The 26,862-nt window shown below is 35.3% G+C and carries 25 protein-coding genes and 1 pseudogene; 4 read left to right on the plus strand and 22 right to left on the minus strand.

Annotated elements, in window-relative coordinates; genetic code table 11:
• Positions 1 to 381: 381 nt before the first annotated feature.
• From QRY57_RS15605 to QRY57_RS15630, 6 genes are all read right to left on the minus strand, one after another.
• A complete protein-coding gene (locus QRY57_RS15605) occupies positions 382 to 1,629 on the minus strand; it encodes a DUF1015 domain-containing protein (protein WP_286015484.1) in 1,248 nt (415 codons plus the stop codon).
• A 13-nt stretch (positions 1,630 to 1,642) separates the two neighbouring features.
• A complete protein-coding gene (locus QRY57_RS15610; RefSeq protein ID WP_286015485.1) occupies positions 1,643 to 2,815 on the minus strand; it encodes a 3-phosphoglycerate dehydrogenase family protein in 1,173 nt (390 codons plus the stop codon).
• Positions 2,816 to 2,827: 12 nt separating this feature from the next.
• Positions 2,828 to 3,910, minus strand: a complete 1,083-nt coding sequence (serC, locus tag QRY57_RS15615) for a 3-phosphoserine/phosphohydroxythreonine transaminase (protein ID WP_286017878.1) — start codon at positions 3,908 to 3,910, stop codon at positions 2,828 to 2,830.
• A gap of 202 nt (positions 3,911 to 4,112) precedes the next feature.
• Positions 4,113 to 4,304, minus strand: a complete 192-nt coding sequence (locus QRY57_RS15620) for a DUF378 domain-containing protein (RefSeq protein ID WP_090690326.1) — start codon at positions 4,302 to 4,304, stop codon at positions 4,113 to 4,115.
• Positions 4,305 to 4,655: 351 nt separating this feature from the next.
• Positions 4,656 to 5,096 (minus strand): DUF2269 family protein, encoded by a 441-nt coding sequence (locus QRY57_RS15625; RefSeq protein ID WP_026592415.1) that lies wholly within the window; start codon positions 5,094 to 5,096, stop codon positions 4,656 to 4,658.
• Between the two features lie 18 nt (positions 5,097 to 5,114).
• Positions 5,115 to 5,465 carry an ASCH domain-containing protein gene (locus QRY57_RS15630; RefSeq protein WP_286015486.1) on the minus strand — a complete coding sequence of 117 codons (351 nt, stop codon included), beginning with the start codon at positions 5,463 to 5,465 and terminating at the stop codon, positions 5,115 to 5,117.
• Between the two features lie 346 nt (positions 5,466 to 5,811).
• Between QRY57_RS15630 and QRY57_RS15635 the strand changes: the two genes are divergently transcribed.
• Positions 5,812 to 6,315 (plus strand): GNAT family N-acetyltransferase, encoded by a 504-nt coding sequence (locus QRY57_RS15635; RefSeq protein ID WP_286015487.1) that lies wholly within the window; start codon positions 5,812 to 5,814, stop codon positions 6,313 to 6,315.
• Here QRY57_RS15635 and QRY57_RS15640 read toward each other — a convergent pair.
• Entirely contained in the window at positions 6,312 to 6,536 is a 225-nt protein-coding gene (locus QRY57_RS15640; protein WP_243765353.1) for a hypothetical protein, read from the minus strand. The genes QRY57_RS15635 and QRY57_RS15640 overlap by 4 nt on opposite strands.
• Before the next feature lie 526 nt (positions 6,537 to 7,062).
• Here QRY57_RS15640 and QRY57_RS15645 point away from each other — a divergent pair.
• A complete protein-coding gene (locus QRY57_RS15645; protein ID WP_286015488.1) occupies positions 7,063 to 7,524 on the plus strand; it encodes a hypothetical protein in 462 nt (153 codons plus the stop codon).
• Between the two features lie 142 nt (positions 7,525 to 7,666).
• On the opposite strand, the gene QRY57_RS15650 is transcribed toward QRY57_RS15645, so the two are convergent.
• The 3 genes from QRY57_RS15650 to QRY57_RS15660 form a co-directional block, all read right to left on the minus strand.
• The gene (locus QRY57_RS15650; protein WP_090690333.1) at positions 7,667 to 7,867 is read right to left on the minus strand and encodes a helix-turn-helix transcriptional regulator; all 201 of its coding nucleotides are present in this window, start codon (positions 7,865 to 7,867) and stop codon (positions 7,667 to 7,669) included.
• Between the two features lie 4 nt (positions 7,868 to 7,871).
• Positions 7,872 to 8,210 carry a DUF2178 domain-containing protein gene (locus tag QRY57_RS15655; protein WP_208018812.1) on the minus strand — a complete coding sequence of 113 codons (339 nt, stop codon included), beginning with the start codon at positions 8,208 to 8,210 and terminating at the stop codon, positions 7,872 to 7,874.
• A 224-nt stretch (positions 8,211 to 8,434) separates the two neighbouring features.
• A complete protein-coding gene (locus tag QRY57_RS15660) occupies positions 8,435 to 8,563 on the minus strand; it encodes a hypothetical protein (RefSeq protein WP_286015489.1) in 129 nt (42 codons plus the stop codon).
• Positions 8,564 to 8,943: 380 nt separating this feature from the next.
• On the opposite strand from QRY57_RS15660, the pseudogene QRY57_RS15665 reads away from it, so the two are divergent.
• Positions 8,944 to 9,183 (plus strand): annotated as a pseudogene (locus tag QRY57_RS15665) (tripartite tricarboxylate transporter TctB family protein); the annotation flags it as partial.
• Positions 9,184 to 9,834: 651 nt separating this feature from the next.
• On the opposite strand, the gene nheC reads toward QRY57_RS15665, so the two are convergent.
• From nheC to QRY57_RS15715, 10 genes are all read right to left on the minus strand, one after another.
• Positions 9,835 to 10,920, minus strand: coding sequence for a non-hemolytic enterotoxin subunit C (gene nheC, locus QRY57_RS15670; RefSeq protein ID WP_286017879.1), 1,086 nt, complete (start codon positions 10,918 to 10,920; stop codon positions 9,835 to 9,837).
• Between the two features lie 287 nt (positions 10,921 to 11,207).
• Positions 11,208 to 12,425 carry a non-hemolytic enterotoxin subunit B gene (nheB, locus tag QRY57_RS15675; RefSeq protein ID WP_208018811.1) on the minus strand — a complete coding sequence of 406 codons (1,218 nt, stop codon included), beginning with the start codon at positions 12,423 to 12,425 and terminating at the stop codon, positions 11,208 to 11,210.
• A gap of 50 nt (positions 12,426 to 12,475) precedes the next feature.
• Entirely contained in the window at positions 12,476 to 13,639 is a 1,164-nt protein-coding gene (nheA, locus tag QRY57_RS15680) for a non-hemolytic enterotoxin subunit A (RefSeq protein WP_090690338.1), read from the minus strand.
• Positions 13,640 to 15,238: 1,599 nt separating this feature from the next.
• Positions 15,239 to 16,282 carry an alcohol dehydrogenase AdhP gene (adhP, locus tag QRY57_RS15685; protein ID WP_286015491.1) on the minus strand — a complete coding sequence of 348 codons (1,044 nt, stop codon included), beginning with the start codon at positions 16,280 to 16,282 and terminating at the stop codon, positions 15,239 to 15,241.
• Between the two features lie 352 nt (positions 16,283 to 16,634).
• Positions 16,635 to 17,384, minus strand: coding sequence for an ABC transporter permease (locus tag QRY57_RS15690; protein ID WP_286015492.1), 750 nt, complete (start codon positions 17,382 to 17,384; stop codon positions 16,635 to 16,637).
• Positions 17,385 to 18,146, minus strand: a complete 762-nt coding sequence (locus QRY57_RS15695) for an ABC transporter ATP-binding protein (RefSeq protein WP_286015493.1) — start codon at positions 18,144 to 18,146, stop codon at positions 17,385 to 17,387.
• A 170-nt stretch (positions 18,147 to 18,316) separates the two neighbouring features.
• Complete coding sequence (locus QRY57_RS15700) at positions 18,317 to 18,658, minus strand: DUF1048 domain-containing protein (protein WP_286015494.1); 342 nt, start codon at positions 18,656 to 18,658, stop codon at positions 18,317 to 18,319.
• Between the two features lie 70 nt (positions 18,659 to 18,728).
• Positions 18,729 to 19,049: a PadR family transcriptional regulator gene (locus tag QRY57_RS15705; RefSeq protein WP_017151750.1), complete on the minus strand. Its 321-nt coding sequence runs from the start codon at positions 19,047 to 19,049 to the stop codon at positions 18,729 to 18,731.
• Positions 19,050 to 19,713: 664 nt separating this feature from the next.
• On the minus strand, positions 19,714 to 20,520 hold the full coding sequence (locus tag QRY57_RS15710; protein WP_286015495.1) for a putative protein N(5)-glutamine methyltransferase: 807 nt from the start codon (positions 20,518 to 20,520) through the stop codon (positions 19,714 to 19,716).
• A 1,301-nt stretch (positions 20,521 to 21,821) separates the two neighbouring features.
• Positions 21,822 to 22,928 (minus strand): pyridoxal-phosphate dependent enzyme, encoded by a 1,107-nt coding sequence (locus QRY57_RS15715; protein ID WP_286015496.1) that lies wholly within the window; start codon positions 22,926 to 22,928, stop codon positions 21,822 to 21,824.
• Between the two features lie 163 nt (positions 22,929 to 23,091).
• Here QRY57_RS15715 and QRY57_RS15720 point away from each other — a divergent pair, with 163 nt between their 5' ends.
• Positions 23,092 to 23,964, plus strand: coding sequence for a LysR family transcriptional regulator (locus QRY57_RS15720; RefSeq protein WP_286015497.1), 873 nt, complete (start codon positions 23,092 to 23,094; stop codon positions 23,962 to 23,964).
• A gap of 114 nt (positions 23,965 to 24,078) precedes the next feature.
• Here QRY57_RS15720 and QRY57_RS15725 read toward each other — a convergent pair.
• A protein-coding gene (locus QRY57_RS15725) for an IS3 family transposase (RefSeq protein ID WP_286015498.1) occupies positions 24,079 to 25,241 on the minus strand; the annotation gives its coding sequence in 2 pieces (ribosomal slippage) (positions 24,079 to 24,974 and positions 24,974 to 25,241; 1,164 coding nt in all).
• A gap of 686 nt (positions 25,242 to 25,927) precedes the next feature.
• The gene (locus QRY57_RS15730; RefSeq protein ID WP_286015499.1) at positions 25,928 to 26,743 is read right to left on the minus strand and encodes a hypothetical protein; all 816 of its coding nucleotides are present in this window, start codon (positions 26,741 to 26,743) and stop codon (positions 25,928 to 25,930) included.
• Between the last annotated feature and the right edge of the window lie 119 nt (positions 26,744 to 26,862).

The following is a 26,862-nucleotide window of genomic DNA, read 5'->3' on the forward strand; positions in this document are numbered from 1 at the left end:
CGGGATTAATATCGGAATATTCTTTCTTTTAATTATACAAAGAAATTAGAAAAGATGGTATGAAAATTGAGTTTCACACCACCTTTTTAAAGAAATTCATTATCTTTTAAACGACTTTACTATTTTTAACAACTCTATTATGTAGGGACAAAAGGAAGACCTTTTTTCTATAGTCTAAAACATTTTTTAATAAAGCAACGAAAGTATGTCGTGATAAAAGGAGTGGTATTCCCCACTCCTCTTCTTTTTTCTCATATTCGTTAAACAACACGTCTTTATTTGGAAATCAATCTGCATTTCCCATGTCTTTCAGTAAAAGATATTCATACTATCTTTACTCTTACTATTTATATGCCTTGAATTTGATATACTGTCTGTTCTCTATTCTAAAGAATGTATGCAAAGTCCACTACGAAGCTTCGGTTCAAACCAAGTGGACTTTGGCGGCATAACTTCTCCCGCATCTGCAATTGCTAATAAATCCTCCATTGATGTCGGATATAAAGCAAACGCTACTTTATAATCACCACGATTTACTAGGCGCTCTAGCTCCTCTAAACCTCGAATACCACCAACAAAATCAATGCGGCTATCTGCACGTGGGTCGTGAATTTGTAATACTTGACTCAATAAATGATCTTGTAAAATAGAAACATCTAAACGTTTTACAACATCATGGGAATCAAATGTTTCTACTTTTACAGTGAGTTTATACCACCACTGATCTAAATACATACCAAATGATTTTGGTTCAGTTGGTTTATATGGGGATACACTTGCTTTTTCCACATAAAAGTATTGTGAAATTTGCTGTAAAAATTGTTCCTCAGATAAACCCTTTAAATCTTTCACGACACGATTGTAATCCCAAATCGACAGTTCATCATGAGGGAATAAAACAGATAAAAAGAAATTAAATTCTTCTTCACCTGTATAGTTCGGATATTGTTCCCTACGCATAAGCCCTACTTTCACAGCAGATGCTGAGCGATGATGCCCATCTGCAATATATAGGGATGGAATCTCTTCAAATAATTCTACCAATGCCGAAATCGCATCATTTTCTGCGATTTTCCATATTACATGCTCCACACCATCATCGGCAGTAAATTGATAAATTGGCGTATGATTTTCTTGCCAATTTGCAATTAACTTTGTTACAGCTTCTTTTGTGCGGTATGTTAAAAAAATAGGACCAGTATTCGCATTACATACATCTACATGACGAATACGATCTTGTTCTTTTTCGTGACGAGTCCGCTCATGTTTTTTTATTGTATTATCAGTATACTCATCAATTGATGTACAAACGACAAGTCCAGACTGCGTTCGCCCTTGCATTGTTAATTGATAAATATAAAGACATGGCTCTTCATCTTGAATCAATACTTCTTCTTGGATTAAACGTTGTAGATTTTCACTTGCCTTTTCATATACGCTGTTTTCATATGGTGAAACGGCTGGGTCTAAATCTATTTCAGCTTTATCGATATGTAAAAAGGAATATGGATTTCCCTTTACAATTTCTCTTGCTTCTTTACTATTTAACACATCATACGGCAGTGCTGCAACTTGTGCAGCCTTATCAGATACTGGACGAATTGCCCTGAACGGTCGAATTGTCGCCAAATCTCTCTCTCCTTTATACAATCATTCGAACAGCTACTACACCTGTAATCCCCTTTATATTTCCAACTACATTTTCTTTAATTATATCATCAATTCCATTATCAATATCAATCATTGTATATGCAAAAGAGCCTTTACTACGGTTTATCATATCAGCTATATTAATATGATGTTCCGCTAAACATCCTGTAATTTGCCCCACCATGTTTGGAACGTTTTGATGCATAATTGTAATTCGTTTCTTTCCGACATAAGGCAGTTCCACATTTGGATAGTTTACTGAGTTATGGATGTTTCCTGTTTCCAAATAATCACGTAACTGGCGAGCTGCCATAATCGCACAATTCTCTTCAGACTCATATGTGGAGGCTCCAAGATGTGGAGTTGCCGTTACATTTTTCATTTTTATTACATTTTCATTTGGAAAATCAGTTACGTAATGATTAATGATCCCTTCTTCTAAAGCTTTTGCTAACGTAACTTCATCCACAAGTTCTCCTCTTGAGAAGTTAAAGAGACGGACACCCTTTTTCATTGTTTGCACAGCATGTTCTCCAATTATCCCTCTCGTTTGATCTGTCAGTGGAATATGCAATGTAATGTAGTCACATGTCGAAAAGATTTCATCTAAACTAAATGCACGTTGTACTTGTGTTGATAAGCGCCATGCTGTTTCAACAGATATATATGGATCATACCCTACAACATCCATACCAAGAGATAATGCATCATTTGCGACAAGAGCTCCAATCGCACCAAGTCCGATAACACCAAGTCGTTTTCCTGCAATCTCTGATCCCACAAATTGTTTTTTCCCTGCTTCTACAAGCTGCGGAACTTCTTGACCTTCTAACCCAGCTGTCCAACTAACCCCACTTATGATATTACGTGATGACATAATAAGACTTGCAAGAATAAGCTCTTTTACTGCATTCGCATTTGCCCCAGGTGTATTGAAAACAACAATCCCTCTTTCTGTACAACGTTCTACAGGAATGTTATTTACACCAGCCCCCGCTCTTGCAATCGCCTTTAAATCCTTTGAAAAACCTTCTTGATGTAAGGAAAAACTCCGTAGTAATATACCATCGGGATGTTCTAATCCTTCTCCAACTTCATATCGCTCTCCGTCAAAAATTTGCAAACCTTTTTCAGCAATCTGATTTAATGTTTGAACGCGAAACATTTCCCCATCTCCCTATCTATTCTCTAGCTCAAAACCCTTCATGTAATCTACTAATTGTTGAACGCCTTCTACTGGCATCGCATTATAAATACTAGCCCGCATGCCACCAACTGAGCGATGACCTTTCAATGTAACAAGCCCTAACGTATTAGCTTTTTGTAAAAATTGCTTATTTAAATCATTGGATGGTGTTGTAAATGGAATATTCATAAGCGAACGATATACAGGATCAACCGGTGAAGTAAATAATTTCGATTCATCTAGGAAATCGTATAGAATCGTTGCTTTTTTTCTATTTTGTTCTTCAATCGCAGATACCCCTCCCTGCTCCTTTAACCATTCTAATACTAGCTTCGTCACATAAATACTAAAGGATGGTGGTGTATTATATAAGGAATTATTTTTACTGTAAGTTTCATAGTTTAACATTGTCGGACAAGAGGTATCCACTTTACCAATTAAGTCTTTTCTAATAATTGCAATTGTTAATCCTGCTGGTCCTAAATTCTTTTGTGCTCCTGCATAGATGAAACCGAATTTCTCTACATCGTATTCTTCAGATAAAATATTTGAAGACATATCAGCAATAAGTGGAATATTCTCTAATTTTGGTAATTCAACATATTTGGTTCCTTCAATCGTATTATTCGTTGTTATATGAACATAATCTAGTTCTTTCGTAATCATTGAAACATCAACATGTGGGATCGTTGAAAATTGATTTTCTTCCGATGAAGCAATAACTTCTACTTCTCCAGTTTTCTGAGCCTCCTGTAAGGCTTTCTTAGACCATGACCCTGTAAGGACATATCCAGCTCTTTTATGTTCATTCATTAAATTTAATGGAACCATTGAAAACTGTAGGGATGCCCCTCCTTGTAAAAATAGAACGTCGTAATTCTCAGGAATGTACATCAATTCACGAAGCAAGCTACTTGCTTCATCTATAATATTTTGAAACTCTGAAGATCGGTGACTCATTTCCATAATAGACATGCCTGTCCGTTTATAATTCAAAAGCTCCTTTTGCACTTTTTCTAAAACTGGCAAAGGGAGTATAGATGGTCCTGCTGAAAAATTGTAAACTCTCTCCATCAACTGTATAACCTCCCTGTTTCTATATTTATTATTTTTTAAACTTTCTGAATTATAACCTATATAAAATATACGGTCAATTTGTTTTGCCTTATTAAGGTGCAAGACGCGATGGAACCGTTTGCAGATACATTTGTATTCATAAAAATACAAAAAAGTGTTAAGCCTTTCGCTTAACACTCCATTCATAAATTTATAAGAGCTAATTATCCGTAAAGAACCGATCATAAATTTGATAAAGAGCAGAAAGACCAAAAATCCAATAAATGGTATCAACAAGAACTGGTGTAGAACCAAACCATTTCTCAACTACATTATAATCCAATGCAACAAACAACCAATTCAAACCGCCAAGAATCACCAGAATTACTGTAAGGTACGACAAAAATTTCATTATGATTGCCCCCTAGGTGATAAAATGGTGAAAGGCCTTTCACTAAAATATATGTAACAAATCAAAAAACTTTCATATTTTTTAATTAAATTTTTCACGCATTCACAAGTAAGAATACCCTATCTAAATGTTCAACAAAAACAAAGTAATACTACCTCAAAATGATAAAACTGCGCAACTCAGGCAAAAACCTTGCTTTGGGGTAATAGGCCCAGATCGTAAAAGGCTATTCCCTCACCTCTTTAAAGCGTAACTACAACAAGGACAAGCCAGTTTTGGCTTGTCCTTGTTCCATGCCGCCCAGCGAATTCAAACGGCAATCACACAAAGCCGCTATTCGCCCTAGACCTATCACCCCTGCCACAACGCAGGCTTTGTCACCATGAACCATAACATCGCCATTAAAAGAACAATGTAAATCCAAACAGAACGCCGCAACAATTGAATCAAGGCGTCCTTGTCTTGGCCCGTTTCGCTGAATTTCCGAATGGTCGGCGAAAAGGCGCGGGCCAGGAAAAATAATGAACTCGCCATGAGAATAAGGGTCATCACTATCCAAGGGGTCCTCCAAGTCCAAGGGCCCGCCAGTACAAGCAGAACCCCGGATGTAACCAGCACATGCCCGGCATGCTTGGCCAGCCTGACCGAAAATCGGAATACATCCAGATAAGCCTGCTGTGCTTGGTCCTCTGAAGCCCGCAGTTTTTTGATGAGCGGAAGCAATACAAAAAATGGGCCGATGGATAAGATTGCACTGAAAATATGTATATACAGAAGCAGTCGATACAACATGTCCATCCTTATATCACATTAACCTTCGATGGGACGGAACTCATGAACCCAAACTCTCATATTTGGCAGCCACGGCATGCCAGGGTGAAGAGACAGAATAGATTGCTTATATTCCTCCACATTCGCATAGCCTTCTTGACTGGCATGCTCATCAGTCAATTCGCCAAGTGACTGCGAATAGACCTTCTCCACAACATACCGGCGACCTTGAAGCTCCATCACTTCCCCGACATCCGCATATCTCCCGTTGCGGCGAGTAGCCGTTTTCTGTCCTGCAAGCACTTTTTCAATGTCCTCCTGAATCGTGATGAGACGTTCAATCGTACATGTTTTTGGCGGTAAAGCGTTCGTTTCATTTTGGTTTGTCATCTGGGTCACTCTCCTTTTTTCATTTAAGCATAAGCCCACTTTATCATATAAAAAAATTATTCTATAAAGCAAGTTTCTATTTAATAGGGATAACAAACTTTCATACAATGTTTATACTGTAGATTTAAAATAAAGTTTGATAATTTATAATAAAGATTGATAAAGAGGTCTATTTTGTAGGGAAATTGCTTATGCATAAAATAAAACTAATTTTTTGTATACAGTAGCTATAAACTCTCTCGAGATTTGGAAAATAGATTCGCGAATCAACCAGGTTTCCAACCTGATGTGGTGATGAGCTGCGAAGCTATTATGAGTGCAGTGACATAATTAGGAGGTTTCCACTATGACAGCTTTATTTAAACCTATGGCGTTCCATCTGAAAACTGAACGACTTGAACTGAGTATGTGGGAGGAATCCGATTCAGCCTGGTTTAGAAAATTAATTGGCGAACGTGGTGTGGACATGCCAACCCTTGACTCCGTTCGTAGCTATCTTATTGAGATGCGCAAGAAAGCGGCTGAAAATGGCATTTCTCTTCTCACTATCCGTAGGCGAGAAGAAGGCGATTTCATCGGATACTGTGGCTTGATTATCGGCCGTTCCACCCTTGAAGAGCCTGAGATCGCATACGAGTTGTTCCGCCGTGTTCATGGTAAAGGATATGCGACCGAGGCAGCATCCGTTGTGCTGGACGCTGCGATTGCTACCGGGCGTCACAGACTTTGGTCGACTGTGGGCGCTTGGAATGTTGCGTCCCTTCGAGTTCTGGAAAAAATAGGATTTAATCGACATCACAGTACGTGGGACGAGCGCGGTGAGATTGTTTGGAACGTACGCGATTTTTAGAGATCCCGACCTAATTCGAAACTATGAAAAAGAGAAAAGGTCATTAGTTTAGGGGAGAATCCAGATAAAGATAAATGGACTGATTTATAACCCAAATAGTGACAAACTATAACCGAAGCATTTACTCCAGCTGAAGCAGTAACAAAAAATATTATTGCACTAATTGAGTGCTTATCTTGAATAAGATTTAAATGAGGATTTTCAACAATCTGGCGTTGCATTTCCAGTTCCCCTCTGATACAGGTTGTACAACTTCTCAGCACGATAAATAAGGGGAACAGAAAAAATGATTACTAAGAAGATACCCCATTCATAAAGATTTTCATTTTTATTTATTATTTCACCACTGAAATGAAAAAGGCACCTTAAAGGTGCCTTTTTCTGACTTGGTAACCACTTTAATTTTAATAATATAAGTGCTGGACTCCCATCCAATTACCATTTTACCATATTTATCTATATTATGTGTTAAAAAAATGAATTAAACATATTAAACAAGAGATTGATACCCGTAAATATCTACTCCTGCTACATCAGCATATTCATTCTTTCCTGTAATTTCTCTTCAAACGTACGTAATGTTTCTATTTAACTCGAGAAACTTCCATGTAATTTTTATTTTATTCAAAGTTGTAAATAATAAAAGGCAAACAAAGAAAATCTATTTTTAATAAAAAGCCTAGCAAAACCCCATTATATAAATTAAAATATCTATATATTGTAAATAACAAGATAGGGAGCTTTTAAATGAACAAGAAAAAGCTAGGTTTATTAATTTTAGTAATCATTATTCTTGGGTTTGTATTTCCTCTTTCACCTTATTTAACAGATTTAAATCATACAGAACAAAAGTTATATAATGAATTACAAAAATCCCAAGATATTTATACACTAAAAGAGCAAGAACCTAAAACAGTAGTAAGATTATATTTACATTCGATACAAGAAAAAAATTATGAAACAACTTATCTTTTCTATAAAAATGACAAAAAAATGACCGGAGAAAAGAAACAATTTTTAAAAGAGGCACCTAAATTTCATGAAACAATTCTATCATCTTTTAAATTTGCAAGATCATCCATAATAATAGACAAAGATTATAAGGATTCCGCCGTTATTAATATGCCCCCATGGATAGGTACAGACATTCAATTCCATATGTATCAAAAAAATGGAACATGGTTTATATACGACGTTCCTTTTCAATAATTGAATAATATATATTATTGATCTATAAAAAAGAATCTCGGGATTTCTTTATTTTTGAATGTAAACGTTTATTTAGAAGTTTATTTCCAAGTACAACTAAAACAGCCCGCATTAACTGAATAGGCTGTCTCTTTTAGTTCATCTAATCTTCAAATATAAATAATTCATCAATAGTTGTTCCTAATACTTTTGCTATATCATGAGCTAATTGTAAGGAAGGATTATACCTTCCCTTTTCTAAATGACTTATCGTTTCACGTCGAACCCCTACAGCATCCGCCAGATCGCTTTGTTTCATATCTATTTTAGCTCGAAACTCCTTAATTCGTGTTTTAAATGCCATTCGTTTAAATCTCCTCCTCTATATTTTTATCGTAATAATATAAAGAGAATTGGAACGTTAAAAATAAACATCCAAATAGAATTGCAACATCTAATTCTTTTAACCAATGATTTGAAAATAAAATTTCAATAGGAATAAACACCACTAATAATAATAAAGTCACAACAAAAGCATTTCTACAAGACTTATTAACAATATTCTCAAACATTTCATCATGTCTTACCATTCGATAATTTCTAAAACATAAGAAAAACCAAAACATGTTAAACAATTGAGTTTCATAAAACCCTAATAAACCTAATATACCAACAAAACCTAAATATCTTACCCAAGTTGTTTTCACTTTGAATCCCCCTAAATGATATATTTATAACAAAAAGTTATATTTTTCGCACTTCACGTTATAAATATATCACATTGTATACAAAAAAGAATCTAAATATCCAATTCTTTTTTGTATACAACAACTATAAATATGAATGTAAACTTCTAAATAGAAATTTACTTACAAATACCAAAAAAGATAGCTTTAGCTGAAGCTATCTTTTTCATCTCATCTAAATTCCACTAATTTGTTGGTTTTATAAACTTAAATACTAATAATAAAAAGCTAAATAAAATAAAAACTTGAGCATCTTGACTAGGATTGCCATCATAACTATCTTGTATCTCAGTAATTAATTCATGTGCTTTCATTTATCTCATCTCCTTTTGTATATTTAATTTATTTAAACAACAAATTTTGCATCCAATCTATTAATTCAAACATCGTAACTAAGCCTATCAAGATACATTTTTTACACTTGTCTTTATAACTTAATATTATAATACACAAACTGGAAATATCTATAAAATCATCCTTAAATCAACCTTAAATTCACCTTAAATAATTAGATTTTTTTATCATCACTGAAAGTAAACTTTCAACTATTAGTTTACTACCATTTCACCTTAATCATTAACTTCACAACAAATCCACTGATGTCCTCAAAATACACAATAAAAATATACATTCAAAACACTGTAAATCTCTATTTTTGATGAGGCGTATTCCTATGCCCAAATACTAAAAAGCACCTGGTACAATTACTGGTCATGGAGATGATGTGGTGTTTGTAACAATTCCAAGCGGAAATCATGTTGTTAAACTAAATCATAACGGTTCCAGAAACTTCATCATCAAAGTAAATGATACAGGCTTAATAGTTAACAAAATAGGCAGATATGAAGGTTTAACTTCTAAGGTCTTCAAAGACACAAGAATGTACAGCTTTGGAGTGCAAGCAGATGGGGATTGGAGTATTACAATCGAATAGTAATAATTAACGGTCATAGTGATATGGCCGTTTTTATTTTATATTAAAGATTCATCCAATTGTTTCACTAAAAATAATTTTACTCATTTCCCGTACCTTACTTTTATCATTGTTTTCATTATAACGAGGAATAGGTGTAAAAACACAAAAACCCCCGAATCATGGACTCTTTTAAGTGTCCACGATTCGGGGTACAGTTCATCCTATGAAGAGATTCTTCTTTCATACAATACATACCTATTTAAAGTAAAAACTAATATATGTAAAAATCAATAATAGTGAAAAAATCATATTTTATTTATAGTATTAGCCCCACCTACGCTAAATACCTTGACAGCCACGCGCGCCATCCAACCCATTATCATTATAAAAGAAAACGCTTACATTGTAAAGGATTTCCTAATTACTAATAATAAAACGCATATATACTATAATTCACAATTAAGTTTCTAACATACTTCATCATCTAAGCATATGCCAATTGGGATATACCCCTAAACTGAAAAAAGAGGTTCTTTTATTTTAAAGGACCTCTTTGAAATAAATGTATCAATTTTCGATGAGCAATTATTACTTTCCCAATAATTCTAATGATAATTTCCTAACTGTTATAGCCACGCACTTGCTTATTTTTTTCTCCCGTTGTTACTGCTATTGTTTCATTTTTTCTGCACCTGCAAATAATTTATTCACATAATTATTAATATCTTCCCATTTATCACTAGCTGTATTCAAATCCTCTTCCATAAATGTAAAATCATCACGGTTCATTTTTTCAACTCTAGTCAACAATTTACTATATTTACTTCCTATTGTATGCCACTGATTCGATATATTCTGAAGAGCAGTAATTGCTGTATCAATTGTATCAGACATATGTACAGTTTTATTTTTGGCATCTGTTAAAATAGCCACTTCTTGCTGTGCTCCAGAAATCCTAGACTGTAATTTTTGTATTTCTTGCTCTGCAGATGAAATATTGCTTTTAGCGGTAGCAATCATTGCTATACTAGCTCCAAAAGTGAATAATACCAAGACTCCTCCAGCAATAATCATATCATTACTTTTCTTAATGAGATCGTTATAACTATTAATTTGATGCTGTAAATACGGAATGCCAGCATTTGTACTTTCTAAAATAGATGTCAATTGGTTTGAGTCATCTTTGAAACTTCTTGTATCTTCTAACATTTTATTTCGAAATGCCTTCAGTTTTTTTAGTAATTCATCCACTTCATTGGTGTTATTCAAAATACTATGATGTAATGTTTCTAATTCATTTTTAAAGCCTACTGTGTCCTGTTGATTTATAGCAGCTAGTAAATTCTTATAATGTATTTGAAATGCTTTATTATAATCCACAATATGTTGAGCGTTTTTCATAATATGAGGGTTTAAGTCTTCTAACCAATATGTTGCATTCGTTTGTGCATCTTTTTGATGTTTGATCATGTTTGCTCGCAAATCACCATTTATAGAGCTGATTCCACTCAGGTCCGTTTGTTGTTGCTTAAGAAGTGTTTGGGCATATGAATCCATAACAAATGTATTAGCTGCCATTTGGCCTATTGCTTCTTTAAATCCCTCAGGAACAAGAGAAGTTTCACTATTACTTTCTTGCTGTTGTGATTGTCCGGTTTGTTCTGCTGCTAAAGTATGAAGTGGCATTACACTACTTGTTGCCATTCCGGTAATAGCCATAGATAAAGCAATTTTCTTATATAATTTTTTATTCATCATTTCTCACCTTCTCTTTCATATGTATCACGGATTTTATGGAATTCATAAGGTTTTATCACTTACTACAAACACGTTATAATTCTTGTGAAAAAAGTACCTTTTGAATCTATATAGATTTAAATAAAGTTTATAAGGGCTCTTCTATAATTCGTATCTAGTTAAATCTCTATATAGGAAATCTCCTGCTCAAGATTGAACAGGAGACTCGCATCACTTATCTTTTACGCTGATAGATTCTTTTATTTCGAATAATTTTATTTTCTAACCTTTTTGAGTAAATATTACTAGTTATTCTCTGCTACTTTAATTTCACTATTTTGAATATCTTCAGCATACTTTTGAATTTTTTCCCAGCTATCGTTTGCTGTCTGGAGATTTTCTTTTATAAATCCAAGCTGGTTTGGTTTAACTTTGTTAACGTTTTTAAGTAAAGAATTATATTTTGATCCCATTGTTTGCCACTGGTTTGAAATATTTTGAAGTGAATCAATAGCAATATCAATAGTCTCTGATAAACTTTCAGTTTGCTTTTTAAGATTTGTTAATCCAACTACCTGTAATTTTATGTTTGAAATATCCCCAGTGAGTTTTTGAATATCTCCCTGCGCTCTATCAATTTCTTGTTTTGCTAACACAACTCCTGTTACACCCAGTGCCGTAGCGCCTACACCGACTGTAATAAGTACAGCGCCCGCTTTAGCTCCTACACCAGTAGCAATTAATGCTACACCACCTATAATAGCCATTGGGCCTAGAGCTGTTGATACAGATGCTGAAATAAGAATTGCATTATTTTTATTAATGCTCTCCATATTTGCCGAGATTTGTTTTTCTAGCAGAGGTATTCCAGCATCTTGACTAGCTAAAACAGACGTGATTTGGTTGGCATCGTCTTTAAAGCTTTGTGTATCAGATGCCATTTTGCTACGGAAACTTTTCAGCTGTTTCACTAGATCGTCTACTTCTTTTTTATTAGCTGAAATACTTTCAGTTAATTGTGTAAGTCCAGCCGTTAGTTTTTCTGTGTCCCCTTTTTCTACAGCTATATCTACAGCATTTTGTAAAGTCTTATAATAATTTTTAAATTGGTCACTGTAATTGATGATATTCTCGTTTGTAGAAATTAGTTGTGGTTTTAGAGTATCTAACCATTCATTCGCATTTCCTCTAGCAAGTTTTTGATGTTCAATGATTTTTGCTTTTAAAGCATCGTCAATTGTAGTTATATCATTAAAATTAGCATTAGCTTGCTTAAGAATTGTTAAAGCATACAAATCCATTGTCAAAACATTTGACCCTGTTTTTTCTAATGCTTCTCTAAGACCATCTGGTCCTAATGAATACTCAGCATGCGTGCCTGTTGCATCAATTGCCTTAGCATGAACAGCAGCTGGTTTTGCTGTATTTTCCGCTGCAGAAGCATATGTCGGCATGATATTAGCTGCTGCCATTGTTGCTATTAATGTGGATAAAGCCATTACTTTATAAGGTTTTTTTGCCATGTTTTTCTCTCCTTATATGATTCAAGTTAGTCTTCATTCTAAAATGAAGCTTAGTTTACTTTTACTTTTGTAACGAATTCTTCATATTGAGTTGTTTGCTTATTCAATTCATCATTCAATTTTTTAAGCTGTGTTAATTGTGTTTGTAATGCCATTGAATCAATCTTTGCATCTGCATCCGAATTAATCTTCATTTGAGTCATTGTTTCATTTAACGCTTTCCAATCTTTCACTAAAACGTCAAAAGTCTTAAGTTGTCTCTTAATTAAACTTGTAAAGCTACCTACTTGATCTTCAATAAGAGTAATTTGAGTTGCTTGAATTTCATTTTGTGATAACTTTTGTATTAATGGGATTAATTGTTGTCTTTTTTGTTTAATATTATTACTAGCTTCTCGTATATGAGCATCTGATGAATTTTCAATTGTGTCACCAAGGCTTTCAATAGAACTAAATTCTATTGTTTTAGTTTCAAGTGCTGTTTTACTAATCTCAACAGCCTGCTTTCCAACGCTCAAAGAAGTTCCTCTAATTTCTTTTGCTCGATTTAAAATTTTTGTAAGTTCATTTTGAATCTCTTCTTGAATTTGTTTAATTTGTGCTCTTAGTTGTGCAATCTCTCCATTTGAACCATTTAAAGATTCAATAGCTGTGTTAGCTCTTTTAGTAAGACTTTCGCTATCTTGAACCAATTCATCTTTATACCAGTTTAAGTCTACTGAAGTTTGTCCCATATCATCTTGAATCGTTTGCACTTCTTCTTGAAGTGCATTGAAAGCACTTACAAATTCTTCTTTTGCTTTCTGATCTTCATTCACTTTTCCAGCTAATTCATTTAATTTACTATAATAGTTATTAAACATTGTACTAAATGACATCATTTCTTGATTTAAGTTGAAGATTTTAGGATTATATTCATCCATCCAATCTTGAACATGTTTTCTTGCAATTTTTTGATCAGTGTTTAAACTACTCATAGCATTTACTTTAAAGTCTGGTTGTTTTAAGATAACTAATCCATATCCTTGTATTAAAGGAGTGTTTGAGCCCAGTGATCTGATTGAATTTGATAGTGTATTCACAGCAAGAAAGTTCTGAACACTTGTTTGTTTAAATTGAGGTTGCTTACTTTCTGCAGCATAAGCATTTACAGGTGTGAAACAGCTTGTGGATACTGCTGTAGCCAATAAACCTGCGACTAACGTTTTTTTCATGTTAATTCCTCCTATTGGTTAATATCTCTTGATAAAACATTTAGATTAAACTCTAAGTGTTTTATTCTATTTTTGGAAAAACGACTTTATAACCAATTATCTATATAAATGGTTATTTTGATGTTAATTACGAGAATGTAATTATAGATTATAACTATCTGTACATATTACTTCTCTATAAAACTATCCCTCTTGGAACTTTCATCAAAGATAAATAAAAATTTTGATCTCTTTCTTGCATCTTATGAGTTGTAAGGACCTTACACCCTTATTAAAACACTAAGTTTTTTATAAGTAAATCATAGAATTACATAATAATACTTAATCACCTTAAAGTTTATTTATTTGAATAAAAAAGAATTATTATACTAAAAAACTATTATTAAACATCATTTAAGTAATCAAGACAATTACAACTTGATATTTCTATATCGAAATGAATTTTTTAAATTTAACTAGATTAAGTTTATTATAAAGAAAATATTTATAGTATAATTTAACACCATGCCTCACACTATTATCCTTTATTTGGATATGCAGAATTACATGGAAATAGGCACTTTTAGTTAATACCTTTATAACAGATTTAAAACGATTTTAAATAAAACACTGCTCACAAAAAAACACATTACACAATTATCGGTTAGAAAAATGTCGATTTTATCAGAATTTTGTATTTTTTTGTTTTTTTATTTTATTATTAATGTTAAACTTATACTCACAAAGAGAGAGTAAATAGGCACCCTTAGTGATTTAATTTTCTGATTTTTCAGTTTTTGTTTTTGTTTTTTGTCAGTTTGCTCCATTCCTTTTGATTAGCATGTTTGTGTATTACTTTCCTACTCTTTCTTTGTTGTACCCTCCAGAAGAAAACAATTTGTTCCTATCCAAATTGTTTTCTTCTATGATTATCTAATCGAGTATTTTTAAAACGATGAAGATAATTTATGGAAAAGTTATTCTACAAATTTCATTCAAAAGATTTAGCTATATTTAAATGAAATATGAAATGTATCAAGTACTTAGTTTCTTAATCTACTTAAGAGGTATGTCCTATAATTTTTTTAGGAGTCATGCTCAATGCAATTTATACAAATGATTCATGTATTGGAATTATGTTCGGTATATGAGTCATTTATATGGATTGCATTAAAAAAGAGATCTTATAGAAATAAAAGATTTCTTTTTTCATCTTTAAGGTATAAAGCTAATATGCTGAAGCATGTTAAAAACCTCGATATGAATCATACTAGATTATATACATGTATCGATATATAATTTTTACATATTTATACTAACTTAAATAACTAGAAAATTATTTGTCTTATTTTTTTTACAAGCATAATTAAATGCACATTGCTTCTGTAACAACTTCCTCCTTTGTTGAAGTACTATGAAACTTACCAAGCAATAGAAGATCTAGCTAAAAATGTAACTTAGATTTAACTTCTTTGTGTCCGCAATATTGATTCAAATCCAAACAGAACTAGACAAAATTAAAAGGCATAAATCCGGTTCAATACCGAACTTATGCCCAAGAAGCTACCTTTTTAATATTTACTAAGAGAATCGTACCAACGATAGTTGAAACAAAATAAATTATTTACACTCGCAATTACACTTATGCTGTTTAAAATCGATTACCATACGACCTTGAATCTTACCTTGTTCCATTTCTTCGAATACATCTTGTACATCATCTAATGGGCAAGTTTGAACAACCGGCACTACTTTTCCTTCTGCACCGAACATAAATGCCTCTTCTAAGTCCTTACGAGTACCAACTAGAGAACCAACTACTTCAATTCCGTCTAGTACAAGTCGTGGAATGTTTAAGTCCATAGTTTCTACTGGTAAACCTACCGCAACTACTTTTCCGCAAGCACGTACTGCATCAACTGCTGAGTTGAAGGCTACTTTAGAAACCGCTGTTACTACAGCAGCATAAGCGCCACCAATCGTCTCTTGAATAATCTTATCAGCAGGACCTTGAGTAATTGGATTGATAGTCATATCGGCACCAACCTCTTTAGCTAATGCTAATTTGTCATCATTGATATCTACTGCAATTACTTTTGCACCAAATACATTCTTAGCATATTGAATAGCGAGGTTACCTAATCCACCACAACCGTAGATTACGATAGGTTGACCAGGTTTAATGTTTGATACTTTAATAGCTTTGTATGTAGTTACGCCCGCACATGTGATTGATGATGCCCCGGCAGGATCTAATCCTTCTGGTACTTTTACCGCATAATCAGCAGTAACGATACATTGTTCAGCCATGCCGCCATCTACTGTATAACCAGCATTCTTAACTTCACGACAGAATGTTTCTCTACCAGTTACGCAATATTCACAACGTCCACAAGATTGGAACATCCATGCAATACTTACACGATCCCCAATTTTAAGTGAAGTAACATCATCAGCAATTTTAGTTACAATACCTACACCCTCGTGACCAAGGGTACGGCCATCTGTGTTACCAAAATCATGATTCGCAACGTGCAAGTCAGTATGACAAACTCCACAATACTCTACATCTACTAATGCTTCGCCTGAGCGTAACGGACGCAATTCTTTGTCAATAACATCAATGTTTGCTTTGCTGTTTTTATTAACCACTACTGCTTTCATATGTGATCTCCCCTTTAGTGTTTTAGAATTTTAATGCGTTCATCTCACAACTTTTGTTCTCACTGTTATGGCCAATTATTGTACCAAATTCAAGTGTTTAATCATCATTACTGGTTAATCATAACATAAAATTTGGAAGAAATTTCGTGAAATAGTGAACAATATTTGAAGTTTTATATAAAGTGTTTTCGATGCTGATTTGTTTAATCAAGAAACAATATCACAGTACCAGTTAAGTTATCTTGAAAACATGACAAATAATTAAAGCACGGACAATTTTTCCGCGCTTTTCTAAACACATATTTTATTTCGGAAGATTTAGTTGCCACGAGACACCGAACCGATGGTGTACTTATCCTAACTGGCGTTTAAATGCTTTATTGGCAAAGAAGTAAGCGAGGACCATAATGCCTACGCACCAAGCAAGCGCGAGCCAAATATCGTTGCCAACAGGCCCTTCATACAAGAGGGCACGAATCGCATTCACGATTGAAGTCACGGGCTGGTTCTCAGCGAACGCACGGACAATTCTAGGCATGGTTTCGGTGGGGACAAAGGCCGAACTGATAAACGGCAGGAAAATCAGTGGGTACGAGTAGGCTGTCGCCCCCTCCATAGATCTCGCGGTCAATCCGGGAATGACCGCCAGCCATGTCAGCGCCAGCGTAAACAGCCCGAGTATCCCAGCTACCGCGAGCCAATCCAGGATATCCGCGCTGGAACGGAAGCCCATCAAGAGCGCGACGAGGATAACCACCACGATAGTAAGCAGATTGGAAACAAGCGAGGTCAATACGTGAGCCCACAATACCGACGAGCGCTTGATGGGCATGGTAATGAAACGCGCCATCAGCCCGCTCTTTACATCCGTAAACAGCCGGACGGAAGTGTAAGCAACGCCGGATGCGATAGCCATCAGCAAGATTCCCGGCAATAAATAATTGACGTAGTTGTCCGTCCCTGTCTCTATGGCCCCGCCAAATACGTAGACAAACAGCAGCAGCATCATAATCGGCGTAATCGCCACCGTGATAATCGTATCCGGACTGCGCATGATGTTGCGCATTAAACGCCCTAGTAATACCCCTGTTTTACTTTTCATTTACCTCTCCTCCTTTTTGCTGATAATCTCGAGGAAAATTTCCTCCAATGTCGGTTGCTTCTCGATGTACTCCACTTTCGCTGGCGGGAACATCTCTTTGAGTTCGATAAGGGTACCGGTCGTGATGATTTTCCCACCATGTAGGATGGCAATACGGTCCGCCAGTTGTTCAGCTTCCTCCAGGTACTGGGTTGTAAGCAAGATGGTTGTGCCGCCGTCGGCCAGCTTCTTGACAATATCCCACACTTCAATTCGCGCTTCGGGATCAAGCCCTGTCGTCGGTTCGTCGAGAAAAATGACTGCTGGTGTCCCGATCAGGCTCATGGCAATGTCAAGCCGGCGCTTCATCCCGCCGGAATACGTATCTGCCCGGCGATTGGCCGCATCGGTTAGGCTGAATCTTGCAAGCAGATTATCGGCGACTTGAGCGGGATTGGAGACTCCACGCAACTTGGCGATCATCATTAGGTTTTCCCGCCCGGTGAGCATGCCGTCTAAAGCTGCAAACTGCCCTGTTAGGCTGATGCTTTGGCGAACATGATCTGGCTGGCGCTGGACGTTAAAGCCACAAATACCTACTTCGCCGTCATCGGGCTTCATCAGTGTCGAGAGGATGTTGACCGTCGTCGTCTTGCCCGCTCCATTTGAGCCCAGCAGTGCGAAAATTTCGCCACGCTGCACCTCAAAATCCACCCCCTTTAAGACTTCCTTGTCTTTAAAGGATTTTTTTAACCCTTTTACAGAAATCGCTGCATTGCTCATACTTTTTTCCTCCTTATAAAAAGCGCTTTGCGGAGCAGGTTGCCTATACTCTTCTATCTAGTCTGACTGATAATCTGTATTACTTAGTACCGTGTTAAAAGTATAACTGAATAGCGATGGCAGTAATTCACATTTGTAACCAGCTAATCAGTCGGTACTATTTATTAAATTTATTTTTTTCTCAACCGCTTCATGATACTTTGATTCAAATCTTCACGATACTTGGAGACATATGTTTTAGCATTTGCCACTAATTCGTCAGCAAAGGACGCCACGTCGTCCCCAGTGATTTCCAGCACTTGTCTCCCTTCCGCCGCACCGGCTTCGAACAAATCGATTAATTCATACTGTATGTGTAGCATATCCATCCCGTTGCCCGCTGAGAAATTCCACATGTAGTTTTGAATTTTCTTAAATACAAACTGGTAGTCCTCTGGCAGGGCTCCAACCCGTGCCATCATCATTTTGTACTCTTTTTTATCACCAACCATTTTTTTGAACATTTCCATCATGTTATTTTCCTCCTTTTTTATAAAGCTGAATAAGCCCCTCCAAAAATATCGGATGGAATATCTTATGAAGCTAGATTGACTTCAAGACGTTTATTTTTGATGATACAAAATCCCATTTTTTCCAAAACAATTCAAGTTCCTGGCGACCAGCCTCATTAAGTGAGTAAAACTTGCGGGGCGGCCCCATATCTGACGGTTTCTTTTCTATATTCACAAGTTTTTTCTTTTCTAATCGCACAAGGATAGTATAGACCGTCCCTTCCACGACTTCGGTAAACCCAAGCTCGTTCAGGTGGCGGGTAATCTCGTAGCCATAGGTTTCATGACGGCTGATGATTTCCAGCACACAACCTTCCAGTGAACCTTTCAGCATTTCAGTTAAATTTTCCATGTTAAGTTCCTCCTCTACCTCCTCTATTCCGTCTGACTTATATTCAGTATTACAGAGTACCAAGGCGAATTTTTTACTGAATAGCTTTTGAGAAAATACACTATTCAGCATCACTTATTACAAGTACATTGTATCACCGAGTAGCGTGGGTGTCAACTGGATTTTCTAAATATTTTTAAAAACAACTATCCCCATTGTTATCTCCTACCTTTTTTGTAACTCCTTTTATTCCTTCCCAATTATTCACTAAAAATCCGTAGATCTTTTTAACTACCATAGGATCATCTTACGTTCTTATATCCGGAAATTTATCGTATAACGAATCAGAAGCCACAATCGTAGCACTATTCTTAATAGGAAAAGTTAAGTGTAGTATAGCTTTGTTTACTTTTAAAAATACAACTTCTTTTTTTTAACATACGAATTTCATACACACTCAACTGTGAAAATAAAAAGTGTGTTCCTATAACTACACAAGCTACCCCTGCAACTAAATAGGTCATAACAAAGTTTCTTTTAGTAGTGAATTTTATTCAACTAAAGTATTCACTCCATCAAGAAGAAAATAAGCCAGATCCCGATATCTGAAGTACAAATAAAGGCCCAAGAATTTATAGATTCTTGGGCCTTTATTTGTGGTAATGTCTAGCTATCCGTATTCACTCTAAAGAGATGGCCGAGTTCCGATTACAACAGTAGCATCCAGTTCGTCACAATTTTTCACCTGTGGGATTAGCCCGTTTTGAGCAAATATCTCAACAGTTTGCAATGCCTGTTGTTGGCTAGTCTCAACAAGTAGATGGCTATCGGGTGCCAGCCAGAGTGATGCCTCAGCAGCTACCCGTCGCTGGACATCTAGTCCTTCCGCTCCACCGTCGAGTGCCACCCTTGCCTCATATCTCCGGGCCTCTCGAGGTAACAGCTTAATTGCCTCTGTAGGTACGTAGGGTGCGTTTGCGACCAAAATATGGACGCACCCACGCAGTTTAGTTGGAAGTGGATGGTAGAGATCACCTTCGTACACATTACCGTTTACCCAATTAATATTGTTACGAGCACATCTCACTGAGGCTGAATCTATGTCGACTGCATACAACTCGACCTCACCTAGAACTCTAGCCAGTGCAGCGCCCACCGCACCTGTACCACAGCATAAATCAACTATGATAGCTCCTGGCATAGCAAGGTAAGCTGCCTGTTGGACAAGAAACTCGGTACGGCGGCGAGGAACGAAAACTCCTGGTTCCACAGCTATCCGAGTACCACAGAAATCTACCCAACCAATGATGTGTTCCAATGGAAAACCAGCTACTCGTCGTTCCACCATGTCGGTGAGTATTTCCTGTGTTTGTGCCTCTGAGATAAGCAATTGCGCCTCATCTTCTGCAAAAACACAACCGGCAGTCCGAAGCCTGGTTATTATACATTTTTCTGTTTCCGCGTCTATATAAAAATCGAATTTCTTTCCCATTCATTCACCACTCTTGATACCTTTTTAAGTTTATTATTAATAATTCTCTAAAGGTTGGAGAACCCCTGTTTCAACTGCCTTATATTTAAATAAAAAGATCGTATACAATATACATATGAAGTTTACATAACGCACATTATTGATAGTATCCAAGAAAGCTAGCTTTGTCGTTTTGGGGTAATTCTGAATTCTTAAGTTGATGGAGATGGGGTACTGACGGAAAAACGCGGATTTTATAAGATAAGACATTTCCTAACAATGAAATTTTCAGCTTTGCTACTGTAAAAAAACAACTAGCTCCCCCGTAAGAGGTGCTAGTTGACGTAAATTTCGTTCTCGGAAGTTCTACACTTTATGCTTGGGATCGAAATCTAGCTACTTCAAAATGAGTTAGTTCAGATTACGAAGGTCAGGCGCAGTGTTTTAATATAGAGTTGGAGTCGGAGGAGAACAATGGAAGGAAACAATATCTCTTAAAGCAACCGAATAATGATTCCATCTTCCGCCGAAAAACCTATAGCCATAAATTCTTGATTCCCCGACAGTCGTTAAAAAAAACCAGAAATTGTCTCCGTTTCTAAGCCGCAAATACGTGAACCGATACAAACAATTTTGAAGACCCCAAGGATTCAGGGTATAAGGTGGCATTTGTCGTATATATACCATGATTCGAAGTTCACTCCTTATTTTTAAAATTAGACTTATAACTAGTTTATGCTCAGGGGCAAAGCTTAGATTGGATGTATACCTAGTAGCCTACCTAAATTCAATTTTGAATGTATATAGTATATAACATAACGCATCATTATCAGTAGCAAGGACAACGGAGAATCCTTTGATGTCAGTAGGTTTTTCCGTTTTCTCTCTTTATCATCCTAGACATGATTTTATACAATACTGATTTAATGCAGTTTATTGTGTTTGATTTTGGCTGTTTTGGTACAGAAACTTGTATAAAATGTTGCATATTTTATAAGGGGAATTTACGTTAAACAATATTATATATTTCAAATGAAGACACCCCTTTGAGAAAAGAAGTGTCTTTTAAGAACAAACGGATTTTTATGTTAAAATTTTTACTATCAATAATTTCGCGGGAGAGGTCTTTTAAATATGAATATATTAAGAAGAACGATATTTAGTAAGATGGGGATAATCATTTTAGGGGTACTGCCATATCACTATCAACCTAAGAAAACAGGTTATCCCCAAAACGATAAATAAGCTTTTTTCACAAGAAAGCCCAAAAATTTCGTTTTGGGGGTGTAATAAAACTTTAGCTTGATGGAGATGGGATGAATTTAAACCTCTAAAAAACCTGAAGATGTCCCCATAGCAATTACGATGTCTTCTTTCTTTAAGAGGTTTTGATTCTTTAATTGATTTATCGTATGGATTACTGTGGCAGAAGAGTTTTCAAGAAAAAGACCCTTTGTTAACAGGAATTGTTGATCTTGTTTTGCCTGTTCTTCAGTAACTACTACTGCTAATCCATTAGATTCTTGTAATGCACTTAAAGCTTGGAAAGTCACCGTTGTTCCGTCTAATGATTTCAGCTCAGTTTCTCCAATAAACTCTTCTATATAGTGAACTCCATTTAATACATTTGTTAAACGTGGAAATGGCTCAACTGCTATCATTTGGGGAAGTTTTATTGTATTTTTATTTAGGGTAATTTCTTTAAAACCTTGCCAAATTCCCCACAATAGGTCTCCCCTGGAAACTGGAACAATGATTTTATTAGGCACTCTTCCTTGCAATTGTTGCAAAATTTCATAGGCAATAGTTTTATAACCTTGAACTCCAATAAAATTACTTCCAACGGGAGGTGTTAAATAGTTGCTGGCAGGGTAAAACCCGTTATCTGAATATCCCTTCAATTTAACCCATCTTTCTTCAGATGTATCAGTTAATATTAAGTTTGCTCCATAACCTTTAAGTATTGATTGAATACGATTATTTAAGTTTTTCGAAGCAATTACAACACATTTTATACCTCCGAAAGCCGCATAGGCTGCCAATGAAATCCCTGCGTTTCCACTAGATGCTACAACTACACCTTCGGATCCTGTTTCAATAGCTCTTGTTACAATTAAAGAACTCATTCTATCTTTATGTGAGCCTGTTGGGTTTTGACCTTCGTATTTTATGTAAATTTCCCCAAGTTCTTCTTTACCAATTGATATAGGAATCAATGGGGTATTTCCTTCCCCCATAGAAAAGTAAGATTTATAAGGTAATGCACAAGTAGTATCATCCTGTTTATATATTACTTTTAAACTTGACGGCATATTTTCAACCAAACATCTTGGGCAACCTTCAAAAAAATCAGCAAAATCATAGTTGTTATAGCAACGTAAGCATTGCAAATAATTTATTTTAGGATTTTTTTTAATAGTTAATTTCAATGTAAACCATCTCCTAATTTCAAATAATATAATTAATATTTTATTTCGTTTTGCTGCGTTTATATTTCCTTATTCGTTAATTAGTGTAAAATGATTATTGATTATTGTCTAATTGAATTATTCTATGCTGATAATTGATTTTTCAAATAAAGAGGTGATATTTTTGGACTATGAACAAATTAAATCATTCCTTTCTGTAGCAAATCATCGACATTTTACAAAAGCTGCTGACGAACTACATGTAACTCAATCAACAATTACTACTAGAATTAAAAATTTAGAGAGCTATTATGAACAACCTTTGTTTTATCGTTCAAACAAAAAGGTTGAACTTTCTGATTTTGGCAAAGAAATATTACCGTTGCTAGAGAGACAGTTAGAAATAATGGAGAAAACAAAAGACATTGCTAAAGAGTACAAAACGAAAGAAAAGATAATTTGTCTAGGATTAACATATTCTTTATGGAATCCTGTATTAGTGAAGTGGGTTGAACATATACATACTGCTTTTAAAAATATACATTTTAAATTTGTAACAGACCACTCTTCACAAATAATGGAGGGCGTTAAAGATGGTTCTATAGATATTGGAATAGTTTATCATGCTCCATTAAATGATAATATTAAAATTGAAGTAGTGGGGTATGATTGTTTTTCCTTATATGGTGCCTCTTCTTTTCATATTAATGAAAGACTTACTTGGAATAACATTATAAACTATCCAATCATATATCTAGATTGGGGAAGAACTTTTGATGATTGGTTTTTTAGAGAATTCGGTGAATCGTTTACACCCTTTGTGCAAGTCGGCCACAGTAAAACTTTACTGGATTTTGTAAAATCCGGACAAGGAATTGCATTTATTCCGGATCGAATCGTTGAATCATCAGATGGTTTGGAGAAAGTTCATAAACTTGCATATGAGTCTTTAAATCTGTTATATCCTCAGAAAGTGTATCTCATTGCGAAGTCAACCGCACTTAATAACGAGGCTATTCATTATTGCATAGATTCTTTAAAAAAATACTTATTTTAAATACACTTTTTATCAAGATAGAGTAAATTTATATTCATAAAATGAAAAAACGCTATTCTTTTTGTAGAAATATACAGTGGTCTGACCCCATTTGGTGAGACAAAGAAAAAACACCTAGACAACATGTTTCCTATAAGCTATAGGTGACATATTATCTAATTTTCTCTGAATCCGTTCATTATTATAGTAGTGGATATATTCATCCACAGTTTGTATTATACTAGCATTATTCGATTGTTTTATATTTTGCGCATAGAATCCTTCGGATTTCAAATGAGAATGAAAGGATTCTATGAGGGCATTATCATGGCAGTTTCCTGTACGAGACATGCTTGTGATAATGCCTTTTTCTTTGGCATATGTTTGAAATTGTTTTGATGTATACACTTTTCCTTGATCCGAATGCAAAATCGTATCAATCACATTTCGCTTTCTTAAAGCCTCTTTTAGAGTATCTAATACAAGAGAAACATCCTGTGTCTCACCTATTTTATAACTTACAATTTCATTGTTAAACCCATCTATAATAGATGAAAAATAAAGAGTCTTATTGCCGAACATCAAATACGTGATATCAGTGAACCATTTTTCATTAGGCTTGGTAGCTTTAAATCTCCGTTGTATTCTATTTTTAGCTACCACTGGTTCATGACCGAGCACAAATATCTTTTTCTTTTTTCTAACTCGAGATAATACGTTGTATTTTCTCATGATACGTAATACTCTTTTATGATTCATTACGATGTTAAATTGATCACGTAGACAAGCTGTAACCCGACGATATCCATACCGATATTTATGATGTTGACATATTTCTATTACGGTTTTTTCTTCATGATTAGTTACTGTTTTCTCGTGCTTTTTCCAACGATAATAAGTAGCACGTGAAATATTAAATATGGAACACAGTTCTGCAATTGTGAAAGTTGATTGCCATTCCTTTATCATTTTCATTATTTCTTCTTTTCCTCCCACCTCCTTAAAATTTCTTGGCACTTTTCCAGCAATATAATCTTTGCCTTTAAATAACGTATTTCTAATTCTTTTTGTTCAAGTTCTGTTAACTTTTTTAAACCTTTTCCATGTGCAGATTGTCTTCCAATAGATTGTTCAAACCGATAGGTTTCGCCTTCACGATACCATTTCATCCAAGTTTTAATTTGAGCCACATGTTTAATTCCTAAGGCATCCATAATTTCTTTATTTTTGAATCCTTGGTGTTTCATTTCAACTACTTTCCACTTTATTTCGGCGGGATAATGATTCTTTTTCCCCATGCGAAAAACACCTCCATTAAAATCATAACTGATACTTACGATTTAGAGAGGTGTTTTTTATCGTCTCATTCTCAGGGTTCACTCCATACAGAAAAGGTGGCGTTTTTGGTATGAATTTATCGACTTCTGATGAACTAGAATTATTTTCTAAAGAGTTGCAACGATACATGTCGCTAAACTTATATAAGCTTAGCTTGATGGGTATGTGGTATCACCACATCACTATCAAGCTAACAAAACAAAATCCCCCCTAAAACGAGAGAATTAACATCTCTGGGTGAAAATGTACAATTTTTTTGTTTTGGGAGCGTTATAATATTCTTAAATTGATAGCCATGTCGTGCTACCCCGTTTTAAAAGAATTACAAGAAACGAAATCATGAACAGCATCTAGTAAACAAAAAAGTTTTTGGAGTAGACTTTTTGGAAAATAAATAAAGAACCGTGGAGATTTCTCCACGGTTCTTTATTTTTGTATAACAGCTTTTATTGGGTGTTCTATGCGTTTATGCCGCGAAAGTCACTTGACCATGAGGGTGTAGAGGCTCGTGGTCAAGTGACTCGTGGAATAAAAAGCATAGGACGGAATCCCAAAAAGGGTGAAAAACAGGAAATTTGTATATAACTTTATAAATTGTACGTGAGTAGTAACTATTAAATGAAATATCATTGATAGAATACAAGTGTTATGTTATATTCAAAACTTTTGCTTTAAGAGCTCGAGCTCGAAAATTACTTTCATTATCATTTATACCAAAACGCTCACTGATTATCTCAAGTCTATACTGATAAGTGCCTGGTGAAGGAAAATCTATCCACGTAACGGAGGGGTTAAAATCAAGCTGGCTAGAAGTTGTTATTGGTATTGAAAAAACACGTTCAGCTGCCTGTGTAAGAAGATTTCTATCCCTAAATAGCTGGATTACAACGCCTGCACCATAAATAGTTAAACCCTCAAATGGAACATAATGGGCTGTAGCAAAGGCATCCAAATCAACTGCTTGACCTGGTAATACCGTTATAGGTGGAAGTGTTAAAGTTAGCGTGAGCGCAGGTCTTATTTCATTACTACCTGTGAAAGAAACACTAGCTATACCTGATGGTTCTGATGGTCCTGTTGGTCCTGTTGGTCCTGTTGGTCCTGTTGGCCCTGTTGGTCCTGTTGGTCCTGTTGGTCCTGTTGGTCCTGTTGGTCCTGTTGGTCCTGTTGGCCCTGTTGGCCCTGTTGGTCCTGTTGGCCCTGTTGGTCCTTTTGGCCCTGTTGGTCCTGTTGGTCCTGTTGGCCCTGTTGGTCCTGTTGGCCCTGTTGGTCCTGTTGGCCCTGTTGGTCCTGTTGGCCCTGTTGGCCCTGTTGGTCCTTTCTTATGATCACAACAATTTACATTTATTTCAATAGAATGATCGTCGCATTCATTTTTGCAATGCTTGTAGTACTTATCTTTGCAGTGATCGTCGTACCTATTTTTGTAATGCTTGCAGTATTTATTATAGTGGTCTCCCATATTCTATCTCCTTTTCAACATTATAATAAATACTATTAAGATTTTAATAGTTGTGCCTGTATGCTTGTCCAGCATTTCCTACAAAACTTCAAAATGTATACTGTATTCAAGAGAAGTTT

The sequence above is a fragment of the Bacillus arachidis genome (assembly GCF_030285945.1).
Taxonomy (GTDB): domain Bacteria; phylum Bacillota; class Bacilli; order Bacillales; family Bacillaceae_G; genus Bacillus_A; species Bacillus_A arachidis.